This window comes from Spirochaetia bacterium 38H-sp (assembly GCA_039023545.1).
GTDB classification, from domain to species: Bacteria; Spirochaetota; Spirochaetia; order Winmispirales; family Winmispiraceae; genus Rarispira; species Rarispira pelagica.
The window spans coordinates 254,794-274,967 of the sequence record JBCHKQ010000003.1 but is presented as its reverse complement, the minus strand read 5'-3'; the positions used below and the strand labels follow the sequence as shown (position 1 = coordinate 274,967).

Sequence of the window (20,174 nt, the reverse complement as noted above, 5' to 3'; positions counted from 1 at the left end):
AAATATGCAAAGGAGACAAAAATGACAGACATAAAATCTCTTTTACCTCATAGAGAACCTTTTTTATACGTAGATGAGCTTGAGACTATATCGGACGAGCGGATTGTAGCATACAGAACCTATAAAGAAGATGAATATTTCTTTAAAGGCCATTTCCCTGAGTATCCTGTAGTACCTGGAGTCATTCTTGTTGAAACCATGGCGCAGGCAGGAGGAGCCGGAGTTCGTGCTCTTGGCAAACTAGGAGACGATGCTCTGTTTTTTCTTGCAACAGTTGACAAGGCAAAATTTAGAAGGCAGGTAAGACCCAATGACAAGGTAAAGCTTGTCATAGACAACATAAGAATATCGGCAAGAATGATAAAGCAAGCAGGAAAAGCCTATGTAGGAGATGAGCTTGCAGCAGAAGCCGAATGGCTCTGTCTCGTGGGTGATGCCCCCATAGAAAAGTAGACAGACAAAAAAAATCATATTACAATGTAATCAGGGAGGGCAAACGCCCTCTTTTTTTTGTTTTGTGGCAAAGGCATTCTATCTGATATTGTAAATACAAAGGACGTAACGGAGGCAATATACATGTTGGAGCAGAAGTTTGATTCTCTTCCCGCGAGAATACGGCAAACTGTAGAGAAATTTCCCTATAATACCGCAATAATGTCAAAAAATACGGAAGGGACATTTATCCCCATGAGCTATTCGGAATGGTGGGAAAAGGTAAAAAAGCTATCTGCAGGACTTATGGCAGAAGGCGTAAAAAAAGAAGACAAGATAGGCTTTATAAGTGATAACAGGTGGGAGTGGATAACTCTGGACATGGCCATTCTATCTTTGGGAGCAACTGATATTCCACGTGGAAGCGATTCTACCCCAGAGGAAATCGTATACATACTAGAACACTGTGAAGCAAAAATTGTAATCATAGAAACACCAAATCTTGTTGACAAAATAATAGAAACAAAAAAGCCCAAAAACATAGAAAAAATAATTCTTATAGAAGGCAAAAAAACAGATTGTAAAAACCTGCCCGATGATATAGAGCTTATAACCTTCTCTGAGCTATTGGAAAAAGGAGCAAAAGAGCTTGAAAAAGATGCTGATATCGTTGACAGAGAAATAGATAAAACAACAGGAGATGATCTTGCAACAATAATATACACATCAGGAACAACAGGAGAGCCCAAGGGCGTTATGCTCCCGCACAAGAGCTTTATATTCCAGATAGACATGATAAAGGATTATCTATTTCTTGAACCAGGAGAAATATTCCTTTCAATATTACCTGTATGGCATTCTTTTGAAAGAGCTGTAGATTACATAGTCATAGAAAGAGGCGCAACAATTGCCTACTCCAAGCCAATAGGCAAAATATTATTGGCGGATATGGCAAAGATACAACCTCAGTGGATGGCTGCAGTACCGCGAGTATTTGAGGGAATCAGAAACGCGATATACAGAAATATCAACAAAAGTCCAACAGCTACAAAAATGCTCTTTAGCTTCTTTGTATGGGTCGGCGAGATGTATTCCTATTTCTTAAACATGTTCCGGGGACTTTTACCAGATTTCTTGCCCAGAAACAGAATAGTGGATAAGGTAGTTGCAGCAGTACCTCTGCTTATTCTTGCACCATTCCGTGGGCTGGGAGAGGTTCTTGTCTTTAAAAAGCTCAAGTCCAAGCTAGGAGGACGTTTTAGATGCGGCATATCAGGCGGCGGAGCACTTCCACCTCACGTTGACTCCTTCTTCCAGGCAACAGGAATCCCAGTATTGGAAGGTTATGGACTTACAGAAACAGGCCCGGTTCTTGCTGTAAGAAACCAAAAACGCCCAATGACAGGCACAGTTGGTCCCATATTTGATAAGCTTGAGTATAAGGTCGTAGACGACAATGGACACATAATGGGACCAGGACACAAAGGCGTACTCTGGATAAAAAGCCCTCAAAACATGTATGGTTATTACAAAAGACCAAAAGAAACAGAGAAAGTTCTCAAAGACGGCTGGCTCTGTACAGGTGATATCGTAAGGTTTACCCATGGTAGAGAATTTGCAATCGTAGGGAGAGCAAAGGACACAATCGTGCTACGTGGCGGCGAGAACGTGGAACCCGGGCCTATAGAAGAAAAACTCAAACAATCGGAGCTAATAGAAAACGCAATCGTAGTAGGACAGGACCGCAAATTTCTTGGTGCACTAATCGTACCGGATAGAGAGAACCTTGAGCGCATAGCCGCAGAAAAAAACATAAACTACATAGAATATGAAGAACTTCTGGAAAGCGCAGAAATACAAGAAACACTCAGCGACGAGATAAACCGTCTAATAAGTCCAAGGGAAGGCTTCAAAGCCTTTGAGAGAATCTTCAGATTTAAGATACTTAACCACCAATTTGAAGTGGGAAGAGAACTCACCCCCTCTCTCAAAATCAAGCGCCATGTCATACAAGAACTATACAAAGAAGAAATAGAAAGCCTTTTTTCATAAATCTTATACCGAACGGATTAGCGCAGGCCTGCATAGAATAAAACCATGAATGGCCTGCGCTAATCCTGCCTGTGGCAACAATACAGTCAAGTCTTTTGCAGTCTCCAGAACACTAAAATTTTTAAATCAAAATGTTGATTGGTAAATAAAAAAACAATGCTATACTGTGTAAAATACATTATAGGGCAAAAGGAGGATACTATGAAAAAACACTCCTTTTTGCATCCATAGCTTTTACAATTTTATTATTTTCTGCATATAATAATCAAGCAACACCAGAAGAACAAGGACCAAGGCTAACAGAAATAGTAAGAACAGATTCTGTAAGAGAAGTAGATATCAAACTCTACGGAAAAAATGCTTATATCAGTCATAATCAAGGTCAGCTTTATATAGTGGATATAACATACCCAGACAAACCTGTTTTAAAAGGTACTGGATATCATGGAGCAGGTGCCGGATCTGGATTAGATGTGTTTGCAGGATATGCTTATATAGCCAATAACACATCAGGGCCTCTGCGTATTTTCAATACAAGCATAATCACCATTCCGAGACTTTCCGGCATATATACATCCGATGCAAATACAATAATAGTAAACGGAAGATACGCCTATATAATCAGAGGGTAAAAAATAATAAGCTGGATATATCGGATCCTTCTAACGTATATTAAAGAAGCTCATATACTATGGCTGATGAGATAATTTCAATGCAAAACAAGGAAACTACCTATACCTGACTACTATTTTTGGAGGCCTTTTTATAATTATGGATATCTCAGATCCTGTATATTTAAGTCCAATAGGTGCACTGGAAACAGGAGATGGCGAGAGGTATTTGGGCATAAACGGCAATATAACTTACTGTGGTTCTGTATACACTCCTAAAATTTATATCTTTGATATTAGTGATCTTCATAATCCAGAGGAGATAGCTGCTTTTACAAATAAACAAGTTAAATCTATAGTAACCCTGGAATCCAGTGGCAATTACTTGTATGCATTATACGGTTTGGGTTTTGGTAGAAGTGAGCTATATATGATAGATACCAGCGATACATATAATCCGGTAATAGTCGCAACGCTTAACGATGTTTCTTTTATAAAATGAAAGAAAAAAACGGATATTTATATGGAGTAAATACAGTGTCTTTTGGGGTGATAAAAATAGATACAGAGGAATAAGCTTATCTGCTTTCTTCTGCCGGTGGCAGTGCGGGACTCTTTTGAGTCCCGCACGTTCGGTATATGCTTTATTCATACTTATAAAGAAGGTTTTTTATCCCATTATTCTCTTGACGATGAGGGCTTTATTTGCATATTGTTTTGATAAGGAAAATAGCATAAGAGGTATGATATGAGCGAAAAATTATGGTCAGAGAGGCAGACTGCGACCTGGCGTACCAAGGTGGGGCTTGCAGAGATGCTTAAGGGCGGTGTGATTATGGATGTCGTAACGCCCGAGCAGGCTAAGATTGCCGAGGATGCCGGCGCTGCGGCTGTGATGGCGCTGGAGAGGGTTCCGGCCGATATACGTGCTCAGGGCGGTGTCGCAAGGATGAGCGATCCTGAGATCATTATAAGGATTCAGGAGGCTGTGTCCATTCCTGTTATGGCTAAGTGCCGCATAGGACATTTTGCAGAGGCTCAGATTCTTGAAGCTTTAGGGGTGGATTTTATAGATGAGAGCGAGGTTCTTACTCCTGCAGATGAGGATTTTCATGTATGGAAGCATGATTTCAAGGTGCCTTTTGTCTGCGGATGCCGTGATCTGGGCGAGGCGCTGAGGCGTATCGGAGAGGGCGCTGCCATGATAAGAACCAAAGGTGAGGCAGGTACAGGTGATATTGTGGAGGCTGTAAGACATATGCGCACTGTTATGGGTGGCATAAGGCGTCTTACTCAGCTTGGCAAAGAGGAGCTCATGACAGAGGCTAAGATTTTGGGTGCTCCTTTTGACCTTGTATACGAGATTGCTCAGACAGGCAAGCTACCCGTGCCCAATTTTTCTGCGGGCGGTGTCGCAACCCCTGCAGATGCAGCTCTTATGGTACAGCTGGGTGCAGAGGCTGTTTTTGTGGGCTCCGGTATTTTTAAGTCAGAAGATCCCAAGAAGAGAGCAAAGGCTATTGTTGAGGCTGTTACTTACTATAATGACCCCAAGAAGCTTGCAGAGATTTCCCGCGGTCTTGGAGAACCTATGTCAGGTATTGCCGTACGCTCTCTTGATGAGCGAGAACAGCTTGCAAAGAGGGGCTGGTAAGTAATAATGGCTGCAACTGGTATTCTTGGCCTGCAGGGAGACTATGCTCTGCATCTGGCTATGCTAGAGAAGCTAGGTGCAGAGGGTAAAATTGTAAGAACGCTTGAGGAGATCAATTCTTGCTCTGCTCTTATCATTCCCGGCGGAGAAAGTACAACCATGTTGAGGCTGCTAAAGCGTTTTAATATGCTTGATGGTCTTAAAAAGCTCATAAAAGAAGGAATGCCTGTTTTTGGCACTTGTGCAGGTGCTATTTTACTTGCTTCCAAAATAAGCAATTATCCAGGCCAGACACATCTAGATGCACTGGATATTACTGTAGAGCGCAATGCATATGGAAGGCAGGTTGAGAGTTTTGAGGCGGATATAGAGGCAGATCTTGGCAACATGGGAAGGCATACAATACGAGCTGTGTTTATTCGTGCTCCTAAGATAACAGAGACACAAGAAGGAGTGGAGAGCCTTGCTTTTTTTGAAAACACTCCTGTTCTTGTAAAGAAGGGTCCTGTTCTTGCTGCTACTTTTCATCCCGAGCTTACCGACGACACCTCAATACACAAATACTTTTTACAGGAAGTGGCAGGACTCTTATAGTCCTGCTTATTTTTTGTATGATTTACAGTATAAACGGATGGGGCTATGAGAATTTTTTTTCCGGATTTCTCCGGATTTTGTCCAGGTGTAAAAAAGGCAGAAAAAGAAATATTTAAAAGGGCAGAATCTAGTAAAGAACCGATATATGTCCTGGGACAGCTCATACACAACAGGTATTTTACAGAAGAACTAGAAAACCGCGGTGTATTTGTAAAAAATAGTATAGAAGATATTCCGCAGGATTCTCATGTTATCATTCGTACACATGGGATTCCTAGACAAACAGAAGAAATTTTAAGAAAAAAATATAGGGTAACCGACTTGACCTGTTATAAGGTAAAGGCTCTGCAAAAAGTAATACGAGAGTATGCTGATAAAGGCTACGGAACAATCATAAGTGGTAAAAGGGAGCATCCTGAGGTACAAGGTCTCATAAGTTATGCCGGAGACTACTGGGTTCTAAAAACAAAAGAAGAAATGGAAGATTTTTTTTACAACAGGGCAAAGCAGGATAAAAAGCTCATGTCCTTGCACAACTTACTTCTCGTTTCACAGACCACAGCAAAAGAAGAACTTTTTTTCTACATGGCAGAGTTGGCAAAAAAAAATCTGCCAGGATATAAGATAGAAATTCATAATTCTGTATGCTCCATAACATCCATGAGAGAAGAAGCTGCTCTTAAATTGCAGCAGGATGTGGATGCAAGCCTGGTGATAGGTGACCACTCATCCTCCAATGCAAGCAAGCTCTACGAGCTTCTCAGAGAAAAATCAGAAAACACATGGTTTATAACATGCTTGGATGACCTTATAGCAATAGAACAACATCTTGAACAAGTAAAAAGACTGCAGATTGTATCTTCTTCCTCTACACCAAAAAGTCAGGAGAAAGAAATAATCAACCATATAAAACAAAAATTTCCTGTGGAAAACTGATTCGATTTTTTATTTCTCTGACTTATGACTTAGAGTTACTATAACCATATTCTTAAGCAAATCCAAAAACAACAAAAAATCTCTGCCTTTATCTCATAAACATTACCAATACAACAAGTTACAAAAAGCATCTACTTGCACTAATGTAAAAATAAATAATACAACATTCAGAAAAGAAGCATAAACATAATAAAAGAACTCAAAAGAAAACATATTGACATTAAACTACAAAAAAATATAATATTTGCACAAATACTACAAAAATGTAAGGAGAAATACCAATGGAAACATCTGTGCAATCTTTGACAAGTGCGGGCAATGTTTTGTTTATACTGCTTGGAGCGGTTATGATACTTGCCATGCACGGTGGTTTTGCTTTTCTGGAAGCCGGAACAGTAAGCAAAAAAAACCAGGTCAATGCTTTTCAGAAAATATTATTTGACTGGTCTGTTACAACATTGATTTACTTCTTTATAGGCTATGTAGTAGCATACGGCATAAGTTTATACAGCGATACAAAACTTCTCACCTATGACCATGGCTACGAGATGGTAAAGTTCTTTTTTCTTACAGCCTTTGCCGCTGCGGTGCCTGCCATAATATCAGGTGGTGTAGTAGGAAGAATAAAGTTCTTTGCCCAGACAATAGCTGCAATATTTATAGCTGCAATAATATATCCCTTCTTTGAAGGCCTCATATGGGGAAGAATATCCTTCTTCCAAAACTGGCTCACAAACATTTTTGGAAACAGTTTGCATGATTTTGCAGGCTCAGTAGTTGTACATTCTATAGGAGGCTGGCTCGCACTGGCAGGAATTCTTATTCTTGGCCCAAGAAGAGGTAGATATGACGGGACACTCGATATACGGCCGAGCAATATCCCTTTTCTGGCACTTGGAAGCTGGATTCTGATTGTAGGCTGGTTTGGTTTTAATGTCATGAGTGCTCAGAAATTGACAGAAATATCAGGACTGGTAGCAATCAATTCCCTTTTTGCGATGACAGCAGGTGCCATAGGTGGCTTATTATTCTCAAAGAACGATGCTGGTTTTACTCACAACGGTGCACTCGCAGGTCTTGTGGCAATATGTGCAGGCTCAGATGTAGTACACCCCATTTCGGCAATCATAATAGGACTTGTGGCCTCTTTTATATTTGTAAAACTATTCCATTGGGAAACAGAAGTTCTCAAAATAGATGATGTACTTGGAGTATGGCCCCTCCACGGCATAAACGGAACATGGGGCGGTATTGCTGCTGGAATATTCGGTCATAAGGCACTAGGAGCTGTAAAGGAGCTTAGCCTTGGCGCTCAGATTGTAGGCTCTCTTGCTGCCGTATTGTATGCTCTATTTTTAGGCTTTATTCTCTATAAAATAATTGACCTCATCTATGGGCTTAGGATGAGCGAGCAGGAGCAGATGATTGGCTCTGACCTTACATATCACAGAATAGAAGCCAATCCGGAAGAAACACTATAAGGAGCAAATCATGAAAATAATAGTTGCAATAATAAGACCGGAAAAATTAAACGATGTAAAAGAAGCCCTTTTTAAGGCAGAAATACACAAAATGACAGTATCACATGTAAGAGGCTGCGGACAACAAAAAGGATATACAGAAAAATACAGAGGACACATTTCTCAGATAAACCTCCTTCCCAAGGTGAGAATAGAAATTGCCGTAAATGACGAGTTTGTAAAACCCACAATAGAAACTATTATGAAAGCCGCAAAAACTGGTAACATAGGCGATGGAAAAATATTTGTTACTCCATTGGAAGAAGTATACAGGATAAGAACAGGAGAAGAAGGAAAAGAAGCCATAGGTTAAAACTATACAGTAGCCGGGTCTTACCCGGCTATTCTTATAAAAACCTGTCTAAAAACTTCTCTCCGTATTATACTTCACAAGTTCCTCAAGTATTTTTTTCTTTTTCGTATCAATAGAAAGTGCTTTCAAGTTATTAAGAATTTCTGCATTCCACTCCGATATCATTTTTTTTATCTCGTCAAGGACACCCAAATCTTCTATTGCCTTTCTTATTTTATTAAGCTGATAAGAGCTTATATCACGTCCCCATAAAGAGAGTATTTTCTCTTGCTGGCTTAGCTCTAACCTGTCCTTTAACAAAAGCCAAAGTACTGTCCTTTTACCCTCTTTTATATCACTACCTTCCGGTTTGCCGGTTATGTCTGAGCTACCCATTATCCCTATAACATCATCCATAACCTGAAAAGCCTGCCCCAAGAGCTCCCCTATTCCCTCAAGGAGCCTTATATCCTCCTGCGGGGCTTCTGCAAGCATAGCTCCAACTGCAAGAGGAAGAGAAAAAGTATACCTACCTGTCTTATATCTATAGACCCTTAGAACATCTTCTAACAATATTTCTTTATTAGTAGAAGAATAATATACATCATCCATCTGAGCAAGCCCGACCTTTGCATACTCTGTGCTTATAATAGCCAAAATAGCCGGACTTATTTTTGCATCCGCAAGAAGCTTATATGCAGCAAAAAAAGCAAGATCCCCCACACAAATTGCCAGAGACTCCCCTGTCTTTTCCGGACTATTGTTTACATTGGCAAGCTCCATAGTATATCTATGATGCAAAGACCTATCTCCACGTCGTATTTTATCATTATCCATTATATCGTCATGTATAAGAAGCCCGGACTGAAAAAGCTCCAGAGCCGCCGCCACACAGTAAGCGCTATCGCTAATCGATTCTGCATACAAGCTGGAACCCAATATCACAAGAGCTCCCCTTATCATTTTGCCCCTGAGAGAAAACTGGCATAACCATCTTACCGCATCATCAGAAAAAGCAGACACATGTTTTGTCTCTTTTAAAAGACACTCTTCTGCATCCTCGATTTTCTTTGCTATCATAGACCGCTGTTGAGATAAAAATTCCTTTATCATGCCCTCTCCACCGTATAGTTTGCCTCATATTACCATTGTTGCAGAATAAAATTCCATATGTTAGAATATTTTAAAGGGGGAATTATGCGACACATATTTTTATATATCCTTATAATTATTAGTATTCTTACAAGCTGCGTAAGCAATAAGGAAACTGCAGATAACAAACCAGACATAAATCAGGAAACAGTAAAAAAAGGCCTTCTTGTACAACTCTCATATACCGGCATGCTCACCAACTCCACACAATTTGCAGCAAGCCCTCCTGATGCCCCCCTTATCTTTATAATCGGCAGTGGAATGATAATAAAAGGACTGGAAGAAGGCATAATAGGCATGCACGTAGGAGAAACAAGAACGATAATAGTACCCCCGGAAAAAGGCTATGGACTATGGGACAAGAACGCAGTTCAAAGATTTTATTATGAAGATCTGGGACTATCCGATTCTTCTACCGTAGAAATAGGCGACATAATAGGAGTGGACACACAACAAGGCATTATTCCGGCAACAGTGATAGAAAAAAACAAAGACACCATTGTAGTAGACCTAAACCATCCCCTTGCCGGTAAAACCCTTATCTTCAAAGTAACAATTCTTGCAATAAGAGAACCAACCGAGCAGGAAAAAAAGCTGTATTCCACCTTTACCTCCGGCAACTAAGTACAGATAAAACAAAACAAATAACTCAAAAAAGATATAAAAATTATACCGAACGCTGCCGCCGCTTTACGGCAGCAGCTTTTTTTTAAGAAACATGCAATCTACTTACGAAGAACACTGGCAAGCCCGCTAGAATCTATATCCACAACCTCAGGATTCCCATAGATAACAACAGAAGAAACACCGGAGACCTCACCTTTTACGCTCTTATTGGCCATTATTTTAACAGAAGACGCCCCGCTCAAATCAAGAACAACATCATCAACAGAAACAGAAGAAAAATCCACCGCACCGGCACCTGATATATCCAAACCCAGCAGAGAAAAACTACAATCTTCGGCAGAAATATTTGCAGCACCAGAGACATTAACATCAAGCTTTTTTTCCTCAAACCCCTTTATACTTATATCAGAAGAACCCAACACAGATAGGGTTTTAAGCTCCGGCATCGTAACATAGATATCCCCCTTAACATCACTACCTGATACTACATCAACAATAAGAACAGAACCAGAAACACTCACCTTTACATCGGATGGATTACCCCTTTTTATATTAAAATTGGCATTCCAGACATCTCCAAAACTAACAAATACTGACCACGAACCATGAATATCAAGACCAGCGTATTTGCCATCAGGAAAAGAAAACTTACTTTCTATAGTGGAAGCAATATCCTGTTTTTTGGACTGACCATTATATAGAAAAACAATCAGCACTATAAAAAAGCTAAAGACAAGAAATACTATACCACCACCAAGTAAAATACGATTAGAAATCTTTTTTCTCATAGAACTCTCCCTCTTCTAATTTATCATAATAACTTTTTAACTCTTTAAAACTTATCTTTAAAAACCGCATTTTTTTAAACACATCGGGAAGTTCCTCTTCTAAAAAACGCTTTCTCCACATATCAAGAACAAGTTTATAGCCATCCTCCGACACAAAGAACCCCCTCCCCCTCAACGTCATAATTATCCCCATAGATTGAAGATAAGAATAAGTTTTAAAAACAGTATTGGGATTGACCTCAAGCTCTACAGAGAAATCCCTTATAGAAGGGATCCTCCCTCCAGGCACATATTTACCCCTCAGAATTCTCTCACATATAAGGTCTGCAATCTGAATATAAATAGGCTTCTGACTCTCAAAATCCATTTATGTTCTCCAGCTCTCTAAAACGTATAAAAGACATACCCCAGAAAAACACAATAACAAATATATAAATCATGCGAATAACATCCCAGGATAAATACATACGGGAAAACACATCAAATACCATAGAGGAAGAAAAAGCAAATACATAAGCCCACAGAATAAGCCATAAAACAAAAATGACAAAAAAACATATAATAGATAGTAGGGTCTTAAAAAAAGCATTTTTTCTGAAAAATACGGCACCAAAAAAGAAAATAGCATGAGAAGATATAAACCCTAACATATAATCCCCAGAAAAAACAGGACCTATACTGTGAACAAAAGAAGGAAAAGGAGAAAAAGAAGCAGAGAACACGAGACTTCCTAAAAATTCCCCTATAAAAAAGCCAAGGAAAACAACAGCAATAAAAACAATAGGCCACAAAATGAGAGTTTTGACAAAAGCAAACAACCATTTTTCAAAAAAAGAAGCTGGAAGCATAAAAGCATCATTCATAAGACTGTTTTTCTTATAATAATCAAAGGAAGAAGCAGCAACACCAAGAGTAGAAAAAAACAGATATGTACTAAAAAACGAGCCGTTGGAGTTATCTGCAGAAACAATATTGCTGCTAAAATATTGTGAAAAAAAAGAAATAACAACCGTAATACCAAATGTTATTGCAGCAAGCAAAATATAGTTTTTTTTGTTAAAAACAAAATCGCGCAAAGAAAAATAAAAAAATCTGGCAGGAGAAAAAATAGAACCCATCATAAAACACCTCCTCCCTGCATAAGATTGGCTCTAAAAAAATCAGGATTTCCTCGTACAGCATTAAAAAGTAGCTCAAGATCAATATCCGAGACACACCGGCCTTCCGATACAACAGCGTATCCCCCAGGAACTTTCTCCGAGTAAATAAAAGATCCAGAGGGCTCATCAGCCAGTAGCCTGATATTTATAGACTCCACAATATCATCCATAAAGGCATTAAGAAGCACAACTCCTTTATGAATGATAACAACAGGGTCGATAAGACGCTCCATATCCCTTACTTGATGTGTGGAAATTATAAAAGTTCTGCCATCTGCTGCAAATCTGGAAACAACACGCCTAAACGTTCTCTTGGAAGGGATATCCAGACCATTGGTAGGCTCATCCAAGATAAGCACAGGAGTACCAGAAGCAATGGCAAAGGCAAGTACTGCCTTCTTCTTCTGTCCCATAGACATAGAAGAAAACTTACTGTCTTTAGGAACTTCAAACTCTTTTACGAGCTCATCCAAAATAGAAGAATCAAAATTAGGATAAAAAGGAACAGTATAATCAACATATTCCTTAAAAAAAACATCAGGGACCTGCAAATCCTCAGGGACATAAAACACAGATTTTAAAAAATCTGGCTCCCTTTTCTCTGGATTATAACCACAAAAATCAATCACCCCTTTATCAGGAAAAAGCTGGCCTGTTATAAGTTTTAAAAACGTAGTCTTACCTGCTCCGTTTTCTCCAAGAAGACCTACAATAGAGCCTTCTTGTACTGACAGAGAAAGCTCTTTAAACAGGATTTCCTTGCCATAGGAAAACGAAAGCTTATCTATTCTCAAAATCTCTTTCATACAATCCCCTGTAGTGTTATAGTAAAGTATAACACAGGTTCACATAAAACACAAGCCATTTGCAAAAAAAAGTGTTATATTAGCAACATGAAGATACAATTTTTATATTTTGAAGGCTGTCCTAACAGTAAAGAGACAAGAAAAAACCTTGACAAGGCGCTATCAGAACTTGGTATTATCACTGATGTTGAGGATATCTTGGTAAGCTCTCCGGAAGAAGCAGAAAAGTACAGGTTTATGGGCTCTCCATCCATACTTTTGGATAAAAAGGATATTGAAACAGGAAAAGAACCTGGTGAAGTAGGCTTTACCTGCAGGATATACAGAATAGGAGAAAAAGCTACAGGGATACTGCCTGTGGAATATATAAAAAAGCGAATTCTTGAGCTATCATAATTTTTATACTATAAACAAATAATCTCTTCACAGCCACAAAAGGGGGAATTGGATGAAAAAAGCGGCAATACTCTTGCTTTTATTTTTTTGCATTACAGATATATTTGCTGATAATCCATGGAAAAAAATAGAAACCGAGCATTACGAGATAATTTTTAGGGAATCATACACAAGAGATGCAATCATTGTAGCTAACATGCTGGAAAACTCCATAAAAGAAAACTACAGCATAAGCAACAAAAAACCAGCAAGAAAGTGGCAAGTTGTACTGACAAAAGACAGCATGGTGCCTAACGGCTTTGTCAGCATCGCTCCCTCAGTGAGTATGTGGTTTGATACACCAGTAGCCTCTTTTTCCGGTGACTGGTATGCAGCATTGGCTTCCCATGAGACAAGACATATGGCCCAGATGGATTCTCAGAGACAAGGCTTGTGGGTTTTATTCTACACATTAGGTGGAGAATATGGAGAAGCTGCTCATCTTTTTACGTATCCGTTCTGGTTTATAGAAGGTGATGCAGTCTGGAACGAAACAGTGTTGTCAGATAAGGGAAGAGGAAGGGACCCTGAGTTTTCCGCTCTTTTTAGAGCTCTTGCAATAGAACAAAAAATCTCATACAACCTTATGGTAAACCGTTCTTACAAAAAGTATCTGCCCAATCACTATGTCCTTGGATATCACCTTGTATCGTATATAAGAGAGAAATACGGAGAAGAAAAACTTAGAGAAATTATAAATAAAGCCTCATATTTTCCTTTTTCATCACTGGAATCATCAATAAAGTCCGTTACAGGAAAAAAAATAGCAGATATTTACAATGAAATGATTAAAGAATACTCAGCATTATGGAATGAGCAGATAGAAAAACAGCCGGTCCTCTCAGGAAAGAAGCTTATAGAAGATATGTCAGAAGATTTTATATCATACTCTCAGATGCATATAATCGATGACCTGATATATACAGAAAGTTTTTCTCTCGAAAAGGCAAACACCATTAATGTATATCGTAAAGATATGACAAAAAAAACAGTACTCCGACTTCCCTCTTATTTTGAATCTGCGATATCAGATAATTATATCTATTGGCTAGAATACGATAAAACCAATAATCCTAACATAAACTACAGCAATATTCACAGACTTGATATAAAGACAGGGAAAAGAGAAAAGCTCACACAAAAGGAAAAGTTTTTTGCAATATCATGCAACAGAGACGGCAATCTCATAGTTGCAGCCAGGATGAGAGATGACCACAGGGCGCAAATACAATTGTTTACAAATAAAAACAGAGGTTTTGAAGAGGCTCCTTTTTTCTCGTATACTCTACCCTCAGGTATTATGCCGGCTTATCTTGCACTTGATGATAATGGAGAACAGATAGCTATATCCGCAAACTCCATAGAAGGAAGCTCTCTACTGGTAATAAGCGTAAAAACAGCAAAAACAAAAATAGTGATACCACCTGGACTGTATACTATAAAAAATCCAGTATTTTATAACGATGGAATACTGTTTTCTGCGGATTTCAAAGGTTATACAGCTATTTTCTCAGTTCTCAACACGGATTACAGCAATGATATCTATCTTGTTGCAACAGGAAAGTACATGGCTCATCATCCTTATGTCAGAGATGGTGTCCTCTACTATGCGGATTTCTATTCTTCTCATGGGGATATAATAAGAACAAAGAATATCAATCCCCTGGAGTGGATGCCTATTTCTCAACTGGATGATATAAGTGTAGTATGTGCAAAAAAACCGAAAAACTTAGAATCTGTTTTTGATTCTTCTCATCTGAAGGATATGGATATAAAGCAATATTCTATATCCGACTATAATCCCATCATAAATAGTATTAATTTCCATTCTTGGACTATTCTGCCGGCTGATATAAGCAATCCGGAGGATAAGTATTCTGTATTTAGGAGTGCTTCCTTAATCCTATTTTCCAATGATATTTTTGGCAGAACAGGATTTATGCTATCTGGTGCTTACAATTTTTCCGACTCCGGTATAAGAGGGCTTTGGAGTTATTATTTTTCTCCTTACTTAAGTCTAAGTGGTATATATTCTTACGATACGTTGTCATCGGATTTTTCTTCGGAATATTCTGCTGTTTTTTCACTGCCTTTCAATTTTTCCAATAATGTGATGAGTTTCAATTCCCGCTATTCTTATCTTATACCTTCTGTTTCTATAAATGCTATAAATAATAATATAGGCTTGCTGCTTAGTATCAAATACGGTCTGGATTATTCTTTTTTACTTATGGGTTCCATACGAGATGTTTTTCCAATACTAGGCTTATCTGTATCCACAGCTCTTATTACTTTTCCGGAAAAGGATATGTCCTATAGTATAGGTAAAGAAAAAATGGATTTTTTTCTGCCTGGGGGTATTCCTCACTCAAGTCTGCAGTTGTCTTTTTCTTCTCTACAGACTCCTGTGTTTGCGGTTTCTTCTGATATTGTATATGGAGTTTCCGCTCCAAAGTATTCAAAGAATGTTGCCACAGGAAGGCTGTATTATGATTTTCCTGTTTTTTATCCCGATTGGGCAGCAAGCTCTTATCTGTCTTTAAAAAGAATAAGAATTGCCGGTTTTTCTGAGCTGGGTTCTTATAACGAGTCTTCCGTAGTGCCTTCTTTTTCTTTTTCTCATATATCAGCTGGTATCGGGCTTGTAAATGATTTTTCTGTAGGTATACCCACAGGCGGTTTGTCCGTTACTTCTGGTGTGTATTGGGCAGGAAGAGTGGATGGTCAGCTCACACCGGGTTTATGGCTTGATGCGGGGATTGTTTATTAGGGATATGGCTGTGCTGTTGTTATTTTTTGCCTGATATGCTTCTCTTTATTTTTTGCCGAAGGCAGGTCTTGCTGCGCCCTGCTATACTTTTTGCATGATGGGGCGCGGCAAGACCGTTCGGTGTAAAGGGATTTTTAAAGACTCAGGCATTGTCTCAGAAATATGAGGCTTTTTATTCGTCTTTCTGCTATTCTTTCTGTTTTTTCCAAAAGTAGGTTGAGTGTTGCAGAGTAGAGGTCTGGCGAGCTTAGTGGGTGGGTGTCCGGGTTCTGTCGGCCTTCTGCTATGTCAGAGAGTATTGTTCTTTGTGCTGCCGTTAGGGTTATGCGACCGTGGGTGTATTCTGCGCTTGTGCCGCTGCATGCTGGGCATAGAAGTCCGGTTTCTGTCCATATCGCGGGTTGTTTTGCAAGGCTTTTTGTACAGTGGCTGCATGTTTGCCAGTCAGGCAGGAGTCCCATTATTTCCATATAATGGAGTGCTGTGTAGAGAAGAAACATGGTGAGTCGATGTAAGTTGTATGTTTTTATAGGACTTAGGGTTATGTCTGCACCGCCACTTTTTGCCACAAATGTGCCGTCCTCTTCCAGTCCTATAAAGAGTCTGCGCCAGAGCCAGATTGCTAGTTTCCAGACTTCTTTAGGCTGTCCTGCTGCATGGGTAGAAAGCACGAGCTCTGAGAAGAAGATAAAGCTTGCGCTTACGGGTAGCACGGAGCTTGCAAGGAGTTTTGTGCCGGCTGTGTCTGTGAGTTTGTAGTTGTCTTTTACTGGGTTATAATACAGGTAGTAGTCGCCTGCAGCTCCTATCTGGCTTGCAGGTGCAAAGCGGGATGAGGGTTTTCTTGCTCCGTAGACTGCGGCGTCTATTATGCCTTCTTGTGTGAGCAGGCTTATATAGCGGTTGTGTTCTCCAAAGGAGCGAGAGGAGAGTACTATTGCTTTATAATGCTTGTTTCTTCTCATCTTTTTTTTTACTTTATAGATGAATCCATTTCTAGTAAAGAAAGTCAGGGAGGAAAAATGGAACAACAAATTATACCCGCTGATAAGCTTCTTCCTCAAAAGCTTTTGATTCTTCCTATTATAGACAGGCCTCTTTTCCCTGGGATTGTAAGTCCTGTTATTGTAACAGGTGAGCAGGATATCAATACGGTTCAGCAGTCTCTGGAGGATACAGGATATATAGGTCTTGTTCTTACCAAGGATGAAGAGAGAAAAAAAATAACTTCAGATGATATATACACAACAGGTACTGTTGCAAAGATTCTCAAGAAAATCAATCTTCCCGATGGAGGGATAAATATATTTGTATCTACTGTTAAGCGTTTTAGTATAAAAAAGTTCCTGCATACTTCTGAACCTATAATCGCTGTTGTGGATTATCCTGAGGAGATTAATAACCAGGGTGATGAGATTATAGCTCTCACACGTGCTCTTATGAGCGATATGAAGCAGATTGTAGAGAACAATCCCATGATATCAGAGGAAGTAAGGCTCAACATGGTCAATATCGACCAGCCTGGAAGAATTGCGGATTTTATCGCTGCTATTCTCAATATCAAGCGTGAGGAACAACAGGAGGTTCTAAGCGAGCTGGATATAAGAAAGAGGATGGAGAAGGTGCTCATCTTTGTAAAGCGTGAGCAGGAGCTTCTTAAGATACAAAAAAGAATACAGCAGCAGATAAACCAGAAGATAGAAAAATCTCAGCGGGAGTACTTTTTAAAAGAACAGTTAAAGGCCATAAAAGAAGAGCTTGGCATGCCTGCTGATGCAAAGTCTGCAGAGTACCAGAAGCTAAAGGATAAGATAGATAAGCTGCCTCTGCCAGACGATGTAAGAGAACAGGTAGAACAGGAACTTGAGAAGTTCTCTCTTATGGAACCCAATTCATCCGAGTTTACAGTAACAAGGAATTATCTTGAGACTATTGTAAGCTTACCATGGCACGAGCCAAAGGAAGAGAATATAGATATCAAGAGGGCAAAGAGGATTCTGGATAAGGATCACTACGGACTTGAGGATGTTAAAACAAGGATTCTTGAGTTTCTGGCCGTAAGAAAGCTCAAGAAAGAGACACGGGGTTCTATCATATGTCTGGTAGGTCCTCCGGGTGTTGGTAAGACTTCTATAGGCAAGTCCATTGCAAGAGCTCTGGGGAGGGAGTTTTTCCGTTTTTCTGTAGGAGGTATGCGCGACGAGGCAGAAATCAAGGGACACAGGAGAACCTATGTGGGTGCTATGCCGGGTAAGATTATACAGGGTCTTAAGATTGTAAAGACAAAGAATCCTGTGTTTATGATAGATGAGATAGATAAGATAGGAGCATCTTATCAGGGTGATCCCGCATCCGCACTTCTTGAGGTGCTTGACCCTGAGCAAAACATAAACTTCCGCGATCATTACCTTGACTTGCCTTTTGATATTTCTCAGGTGTTTTTTATAGCAACTGCCAATACACTGGATACTATTCCTAGACCCTTACTGGACAGAATGGAGATTATAAGACTCTCCGGATACATAGAAGACGAAAAAATAGAGATTGCAAGAAAATATATCATCCCGCGTTCTTTGGAACAAAACGGATTGGATAAGGATACCGTAAGATATACAAAACAGGCGTTGCGACAGATTATACGCGGATATGCAAGAGAAGCTGGAGTAAGGAACCTGGAAAAGGCTATCAACAAGATTCATAGAAGGATAGCAAAATCTCTTGTTATGGAAGAACTCACAAAAGAAGAGCTTCCTATAAATATTGTGCCTGAGACAGTAGAAAAATATCTGGATAAGCCAGTGTTTCCGGAGGAGGAGACTGCACGTATAAGGCAGCCCGGAATGGCAATGGGCCTGGCATGGACGCCATACGGCGGAGATACACTTGTCATAGAAGCGGTAGCTACACCGGGAAGAGAAGGCTTATCCCTAACAGGCCAGCTTGGCGATGTAATGCGGGAGTCTGCAAACATAGCATATACATATGTCAAGTCAATAGCCCACAAACACAACATAGAACCGGACTATTTTGAAAAAAACCACATACACCTTCACGTACCGGCCGGAGCAACACCCAAGGATGGTCCCTCTGCAGGCATAACAATGGCATCCGCACTGCTCTCTCTTGCTACAGGCAAAAAGCTGCGCCCATCTCTTGCAATGACAGGAGAACTGTCTCTCACAGGAAGCGTACTCCCCATAGGCGGGCTTAAAGAAAAAGTCATAGCCGCAAAAAGAGCGGGAATAAAACACATAATAATTCCCAAAAGCAACACAAAAGACTTGGAAGAAATACCAGAGTACATACAGAAAGGTATAACCTTTTACAGGGTAGAAAACATGCAGGAAGTGATAGAAATAATATTTTCGGACAGCAAAGATCAAAGAACAAAAACTGCACAGGAAGAAACAAAATGAAAAACATAGCAACACTGCTGCTTCTTACTCTTACTCTGACAACCTGTGCAAAAGAAGCACCCTCAAGATCGAACAATCCAGTATCGCCTTCTGTCCCGCAAGCAGAAAGCCCCCAAAAGCCAAAACAACCTGCAAGCCCTACAATAGAAAAACCACAAGTAGAACACCCACCACTGCACCCTGCCTTCTCGATAAACAGAGAAGACCTCATGATGCTTATAAGAGAGCTGCCTCAAGAAGTACAACACAAAATAATAGACTCCCCTTCGGCCTTCCTTGCAGACATTGAACACATAATACCACTATACAGAAAAGACCCCATGCTTTTTAAACTCATAGACAAAAAGCACGCACTCCCCTCTGACTATGTGCCGCAAGACCTTACAGAACTCTCGGCACAAGGAATAAAAATCAGCAAACAAGAACTGTATCTCAGAAAAATTATCATAGACGACCTAAAAAAAATGATTGAAGACGCAAAAAAAGAAGATAACGTAGAACTTATCCCTGCATCCTGCTATCGCTCATACGCCACACAGAAAAGAATCTACCAATGGGAAGTAGACACATACGGCCAAGAGCAAGCTGACAGGGAATCCGCTCGTCCCGGTACATCCCAGCACCAAAGCGGCCTGGCCATAGACTTTTACCCCATAGACAGCAAAATGGCACAACTTCCCACAGGGAAATGGCTAGCAGAAAACGCCTACAGATACGGCTTTAGCCTATCATACCCCGAGGAACAGGAAGCCCTCACCGGCTACATGTACGAACCCTGGCACTATCGCTACATAACCCCCGCCGGAACACAGCTTGAGAAAAAATACTTTATCTATCAACAATATCTGCTGGAATTTCTTGATAAACATATGGGAGAAATCCTAAAAAAATACAAAAAATAGACCGAACGGATTGCCCTATGCCACCCC

General features: G+C 39.9%; 20 protein-coding genes. 14 read left to right on the top strand and 6 right to left on the bottom strand.

Annotation, left to right across the window (positions count from 1 at the left end; translation table 11 throughout):
- Positions 1–21 precede the first annotated feature (21 nt).
- The 9 genes from fabZ to WKV44_07995 all read left to right on the top strand — a co-directional run bounded on the left by fabZ (position 22) and on the right by WKV44_07995 (position 8,112).
- Positions 22–453 (top strand): 3-hydroxyacyl-ACP dehydratase FabZ, encoded by a 432-nt coding sequence (gene fabZ / locus WKV44_08035; protein MEM5948493.1) that lies wholly within the window; start codon positions 22–24, stop codon positions 451–453.
- Positions 454–576: 123 nt separating this feature from the next.
- A complete protein-coding gene (locus tag WKV44_08030; GenBank protein ID MEM5948492.1) occupies positions 577–2,484 on the top strand; it encodes an AMP-binding protein in 1,908 nt (635 codons plus the stop codon).
- A gap of 161 nt (positions 2,485–2,645) precedes the next feature.
- A complete protein-coding gene (locus tag WKV44_08025; GenBank protein ID MEM5948491.1) occupies positions 2,646–3,116 on the top strand; it encodes a hypothetical protein in 471 nt (156 codons plus the stop codon).
- Between the two features lie 139 nt (positions 3,117–3,255).
- Positions 3,256–3,597 carry a hypothetical protein gene (locus WKV44_08020; protein MEM5948490.1) on the top strand — a complete coding sequence of 114 codons (342 nt, stop codon included), beginning with the start codon at positions 3,256–3,258 and terminating at the stop codon, positions 3,595–3,597.
- Between the two features lie 246 nt (positions 3,598–3,843).
- A complete protein-coding gene (gene pdxS / locus WKV44_08015; protein ID MEM5948489.1) occupies positions 3,844–4,749 on the top strand; it encodes a pyridoxal 5'-phosphate synthase lyase subunit PdxS in 906 nt (301 codons plus the stop codon).
- Between the two features lie 6 nt (positions 4,750–4,755).
- Positions 4,756–5,343, top strand: coding sequence for a pyridoxal 5'-phosphate synthase glutaminase subunit PdxT (gene pdxT, locus WKV44_08010; GenBank protein ID MEM5948488.1), 588 nt, complete (start codon positions 4,756–4,758; stop codon positions 5,341–5,343).
- 45 nt (positions 5,344–5,388) lie between these two features.
- Positions 5,389–6,279 carry a 4-hydroxy-3-methylbut-2-enyl diphosphate reductase gene (gene ispH / locus WKV44_08005; protein MEM5948487.1) on the top strand — a complete coding sequence of 297 codons (891 nt, stop codon included), beginning with the start codon at positions 5,389–5,391 and terminating at the stop codon, positions 6,277–6,279.
- 281 nt (positions 6,280–6,560) lie between these two features.
- Positions 6,561–7,760 carry an ammonium transporter gene (locus tag WKV44_08000; protein MEM5948486.1) on the top strand — a complete coding sequence of 400 codons (1,200 nt, stop codon included), beginning with the start codon at positions 6,561–6,563 and terminating at the stop codon, positions 7,758–7,760.
- Positions 7,761–7,770: 10 nt separating this feature from the next.
- Complete coding sequence (locus tag WKV44_07995) at positions 7,771–8,112, top strand: P-II family nitrogen regulator (GenBank protein ID MEM5948485.1); 342 nt, start codon at positions 7,771–7,773, stop codon at positions 8,110–8,112.
- A gap of 48 nt (positions 8,113–8,160) precedes the next feature.
- Here the strand turns inward: WKV44_07995 and WKV44_07990 are convergent, their stop codons facing one another.
- On the bottom strand, positions 8,161–9,204 hold the full coding sequence (locus tag WKV44_07990) for a polyprenyl synthetase family protein (protein ID MEM5948484.1): 1,044 nt from the start codon (positions 9,202–9,204) through the stop codon (positions 8,161–8,163).
- 84 nt (positions 9,205–9,288) lie between these two features.
- Between WKV44_07990 and WKV44_07985 the strand changes: the two genes are divergently transcribed.
- Entirely contained in the window at positions 9,289–9,867 is a 579-nt protein-coding gene (locus WKV44_07985) for a peptidylprolyl isomerase (GenBank protein ID MEM5948483.1), read from the top strand.
- 101 nt (positions 9,868–9,968) lie between these two features.
- Here the strand turns inward: WKV44_07985 and WKV44_07980 are convergent, their stop codons facing one another.
- From WKV44_07980 to WKV44_07965, 4 genes are read right to left on the bottom strand one after another with little or no spacing between them, the layout of a single operon-like run.
- Positions 9,969–10,658: a DUF2807 domain-containing protein gene (locus tag WKV44_07980; protein ID MEM5948482.1), complete on the bottom strand. Its 690-nt coding sequence runs from the start codon at positions 10,656–10,658 to the stop codon at positions 9,969–9,971.
- The gene (locus WKV44_07975; protein ID MEM5948481.1) at positions 10,639–11,025 is read right to left on the bottom strand and encodes a GntR family transcriptional regulator; all 387 of its coding nucleotides are present in this window, start codon (positions 11,023–11,025) and stop codon (positions 10,639–10,641) included. Before WKV44_07975 ends, WKV44_07980 begins: the two co-directional genes overlap by 20 nt.
- Entirely contained in the window at positions 11,015–11,779 is a 765-nt protein-coding gene (locus WKV44_07970) for a hypothetical protein (GenBank protein ID MEM5948480.1), read from the bottom strand. The genes WKV44_07975 and WKV44_07970 overlap by 11 nt, the downstream gene beginning before the upstream one ends.
- Positions 11,776–12,624: an ABC transporter ATP-binding protein gene (locus WKV44_07965; protein ID MEM5948479.1), complete on the bottom strand. Its 849-nt coding sequence runs from the start codon at positions 12,622–12,624 to the stop codon at positions 11,776–11,778. The genes WKV44_07970 and WKV44_07965 overlap by 4 nt, the downstream gene beginning before the upstream one ends.
- An 87-nt stretch (positions 12,625–12,711) precedes the next feature.
- Between WKV44_07965 and WKV44_07960 the strand changes: the two genes are divergently transcribed.
- Complete coding sequence (locus WKV44_07960; protein ID MEM5948478.1) at positions 12,712–13,020, top strand: thioredoxin family protein; 309 nt, start codon at positions 12,712–12,714, stop codon at positions 13,018–13,020.
- Positions 13,021–13,072: 52 nt separating this feature from the next.
- Positions 13,073–15,829, top strand: a complete 2,757-nt coding sequence (locus tag WKV44_07955; protein MEM5948477.1) for a hypothetical protein — start codon at positions 13,073–13,075, stop codon at positions 15,827–15,829.
- Positions 15,830–15,963: 134 nt separating this feature from the next.
- Here the strand turns inward: WKV44_07955 and WKV44_07950 are convergent, their stop codons facing one another.
- Positions 15,964–16,794: a recombination protein O N-terminal domain-containing protein gene (locus tag WKV44_07950; protein ID MEM5948476.1), complete on the bottom strand. Its 831-nt coding sequence runs from the start codon at positions 16,792–16,794 to the stop codon at positions 15,964–15,966.
- Positions 16,795–16,851: 57 nt separating this feature from the next.
- Between WKV44_07950 and lon the strand changes: the two genes are divergently transcribed.
- Complete coding sequence (gene lon, locus WKV44_07945) at positions 16,852–19,245, top strand: endopeptidase La (GenBank protein MEM5948475.1); 2,394 nt, start codon at positions 16,852–16,854, stop codon at positions 19,243–19,245.
- Positions 19,242–20,147, top strand: coding sequence for a M15 family metallopeptidase (locus tag WKV44_07940; protein MEM5948474.1), 906 nt, complete (start codon positions 19,242–19,244; stop codon positions 20,145–20,147). The genes lon and WKV44_07940 overlap by 4 nt, the downstream gene beginning before the upstream one ends.
- The last annotated feature ends 27 nt before the right edge of the window (positions 20,148–20,174 follow it).

Excerpts from the sequence above, each read along its gene's own strand:
- WKV44_07985 (MEM5948483.1), top strand. The coding sequence starts at position 9,289 with ATGCGACACATATTTTTATATATCCTTATAATTATTAGTATTCTTACA.
- pdxT (MEM5948488.1), top strand. The coding sequence starts at position 4,756 with ATGGCTGCAACTGGTATTCTTGGCCTGCAGGGAGACTATGCTCTGCAT.
- WKV44_08030 (MEM5948492.1), top strand. The coding sequence starts at position 577 with ATGTTGGAGCAGAAGTTTGATTCTCTTCCCGCGAGAATACGGCAAACT.
- WKV44_07995 (MEM5948485.1), top strand. The coding sequence starts at position 7,771 with ATGAAAATAATAGTTGCAATAATAAGACCGGAAAAATTAAACGATGTA.
- WKV44_07975 (MEM5948481.1), bottom strand. The coding sequence starts at position 11,025 with ATGGATTTTGAGAGTCAGAAGCCTATTTATATTCAGATTGCAGACCTT.
- fabZ (MEM5948493.1), top strand. The coding sequence starts at position 22 with ATGACAGACATAAAATCTCTTTTACCTCATAGAGAACCTTTTTTATAC.
- WKV44_08000 (MEM5948486.1), top strand. The coding sequence starts at position 6,561 with ATGGAAACATCTGTGCAATCTTTGACAAGTGCGGGCAATGTTTTGTTT.
- WKV44_07960 (MEM5948478.1), top strand. The coding sequence starts at position 12,712 with ATGAAGATACAATTTTTATATTTTGAAGGCTGTCCTAACAGTAAAGAG.
- WKV44_07980 (MEM5948482.1), bottom strand. The coding sequence starts at position 10,658 with ATGAGAAAAAAGATTTCTAATCGTATTTTACTTGGTGGTGGTATAGTA.
- WKV44_07955 (MEM5948477.1), top strand. The coding sequence starts at position 13,073 with ATGAAAAAAGCGGCAATACTCTTGCTTTTATTTTTTTGCATTACAGAT.
- ispH (MEM5948487.1), top strand. The coding sequence starts at position 5,389 with ATGAGAATTTTTTTTCCGGATTTCTCCGGATTTTGTCCAGGTGTAAAA.
- WKV44_07965 (MEM5948479.1), bottom strand. The coding sequence starts at position 12,624 with ATGAAAGAGATTTTGAGAATAGATAAGCTTTCGTTTTCCTATGGCAAG.
- WKV44_07970 (MEM5948480.1), bottom strand. The coding sequence starts at position 11,779 with ATGATGGGTTCTATTTTTTCTCCTGCCAGATTTTTTTATTTTTCTTTG.
- WKV44_08020 (MEM5948490.1), top strand. The coding sequence starts at position 3,256 with ATGGATATCTCAGATCCTGTATATTTAAGTCCAATAGGTGCACTGGAA.
- WKV44_07940 (MEM5948474.1), top strand. The coding sequence starts at position 19,242 with ATGAAAAACATAGCAACACTGCTGCTTCTTACTCTTACTCTGACAACC.
- WKV44_07950 (MEM5948476.1), bottom strand. The coding sequence starts at position 16,794 with ATGAGAAGAAACAAGCATTATAAAGCAATAGTACTCTCCTCTCGCTCC.
- pdxS (MEM5948489.1), top strand. The coding sequence starts at position 3,844 with ATGAGCGAAAAATTATGGTCAGAGAGGCAGACTGCGACCTGGCGTACC.
- lon (MEM5948475.1), top strand. The coding sequence starts at position 16,852 with ATGGAACAACAAATTATACCCGCTGATAAGCTTCTTCCTCAAAAGCTT.
- WKV44_07990 (MEM5948484.1), bottom strand. The coding sequence starts at position 9,204 with ATGATAAAGGAATTTTTATCTCAACAGCGGTCTATGATAGCAAAGAAA.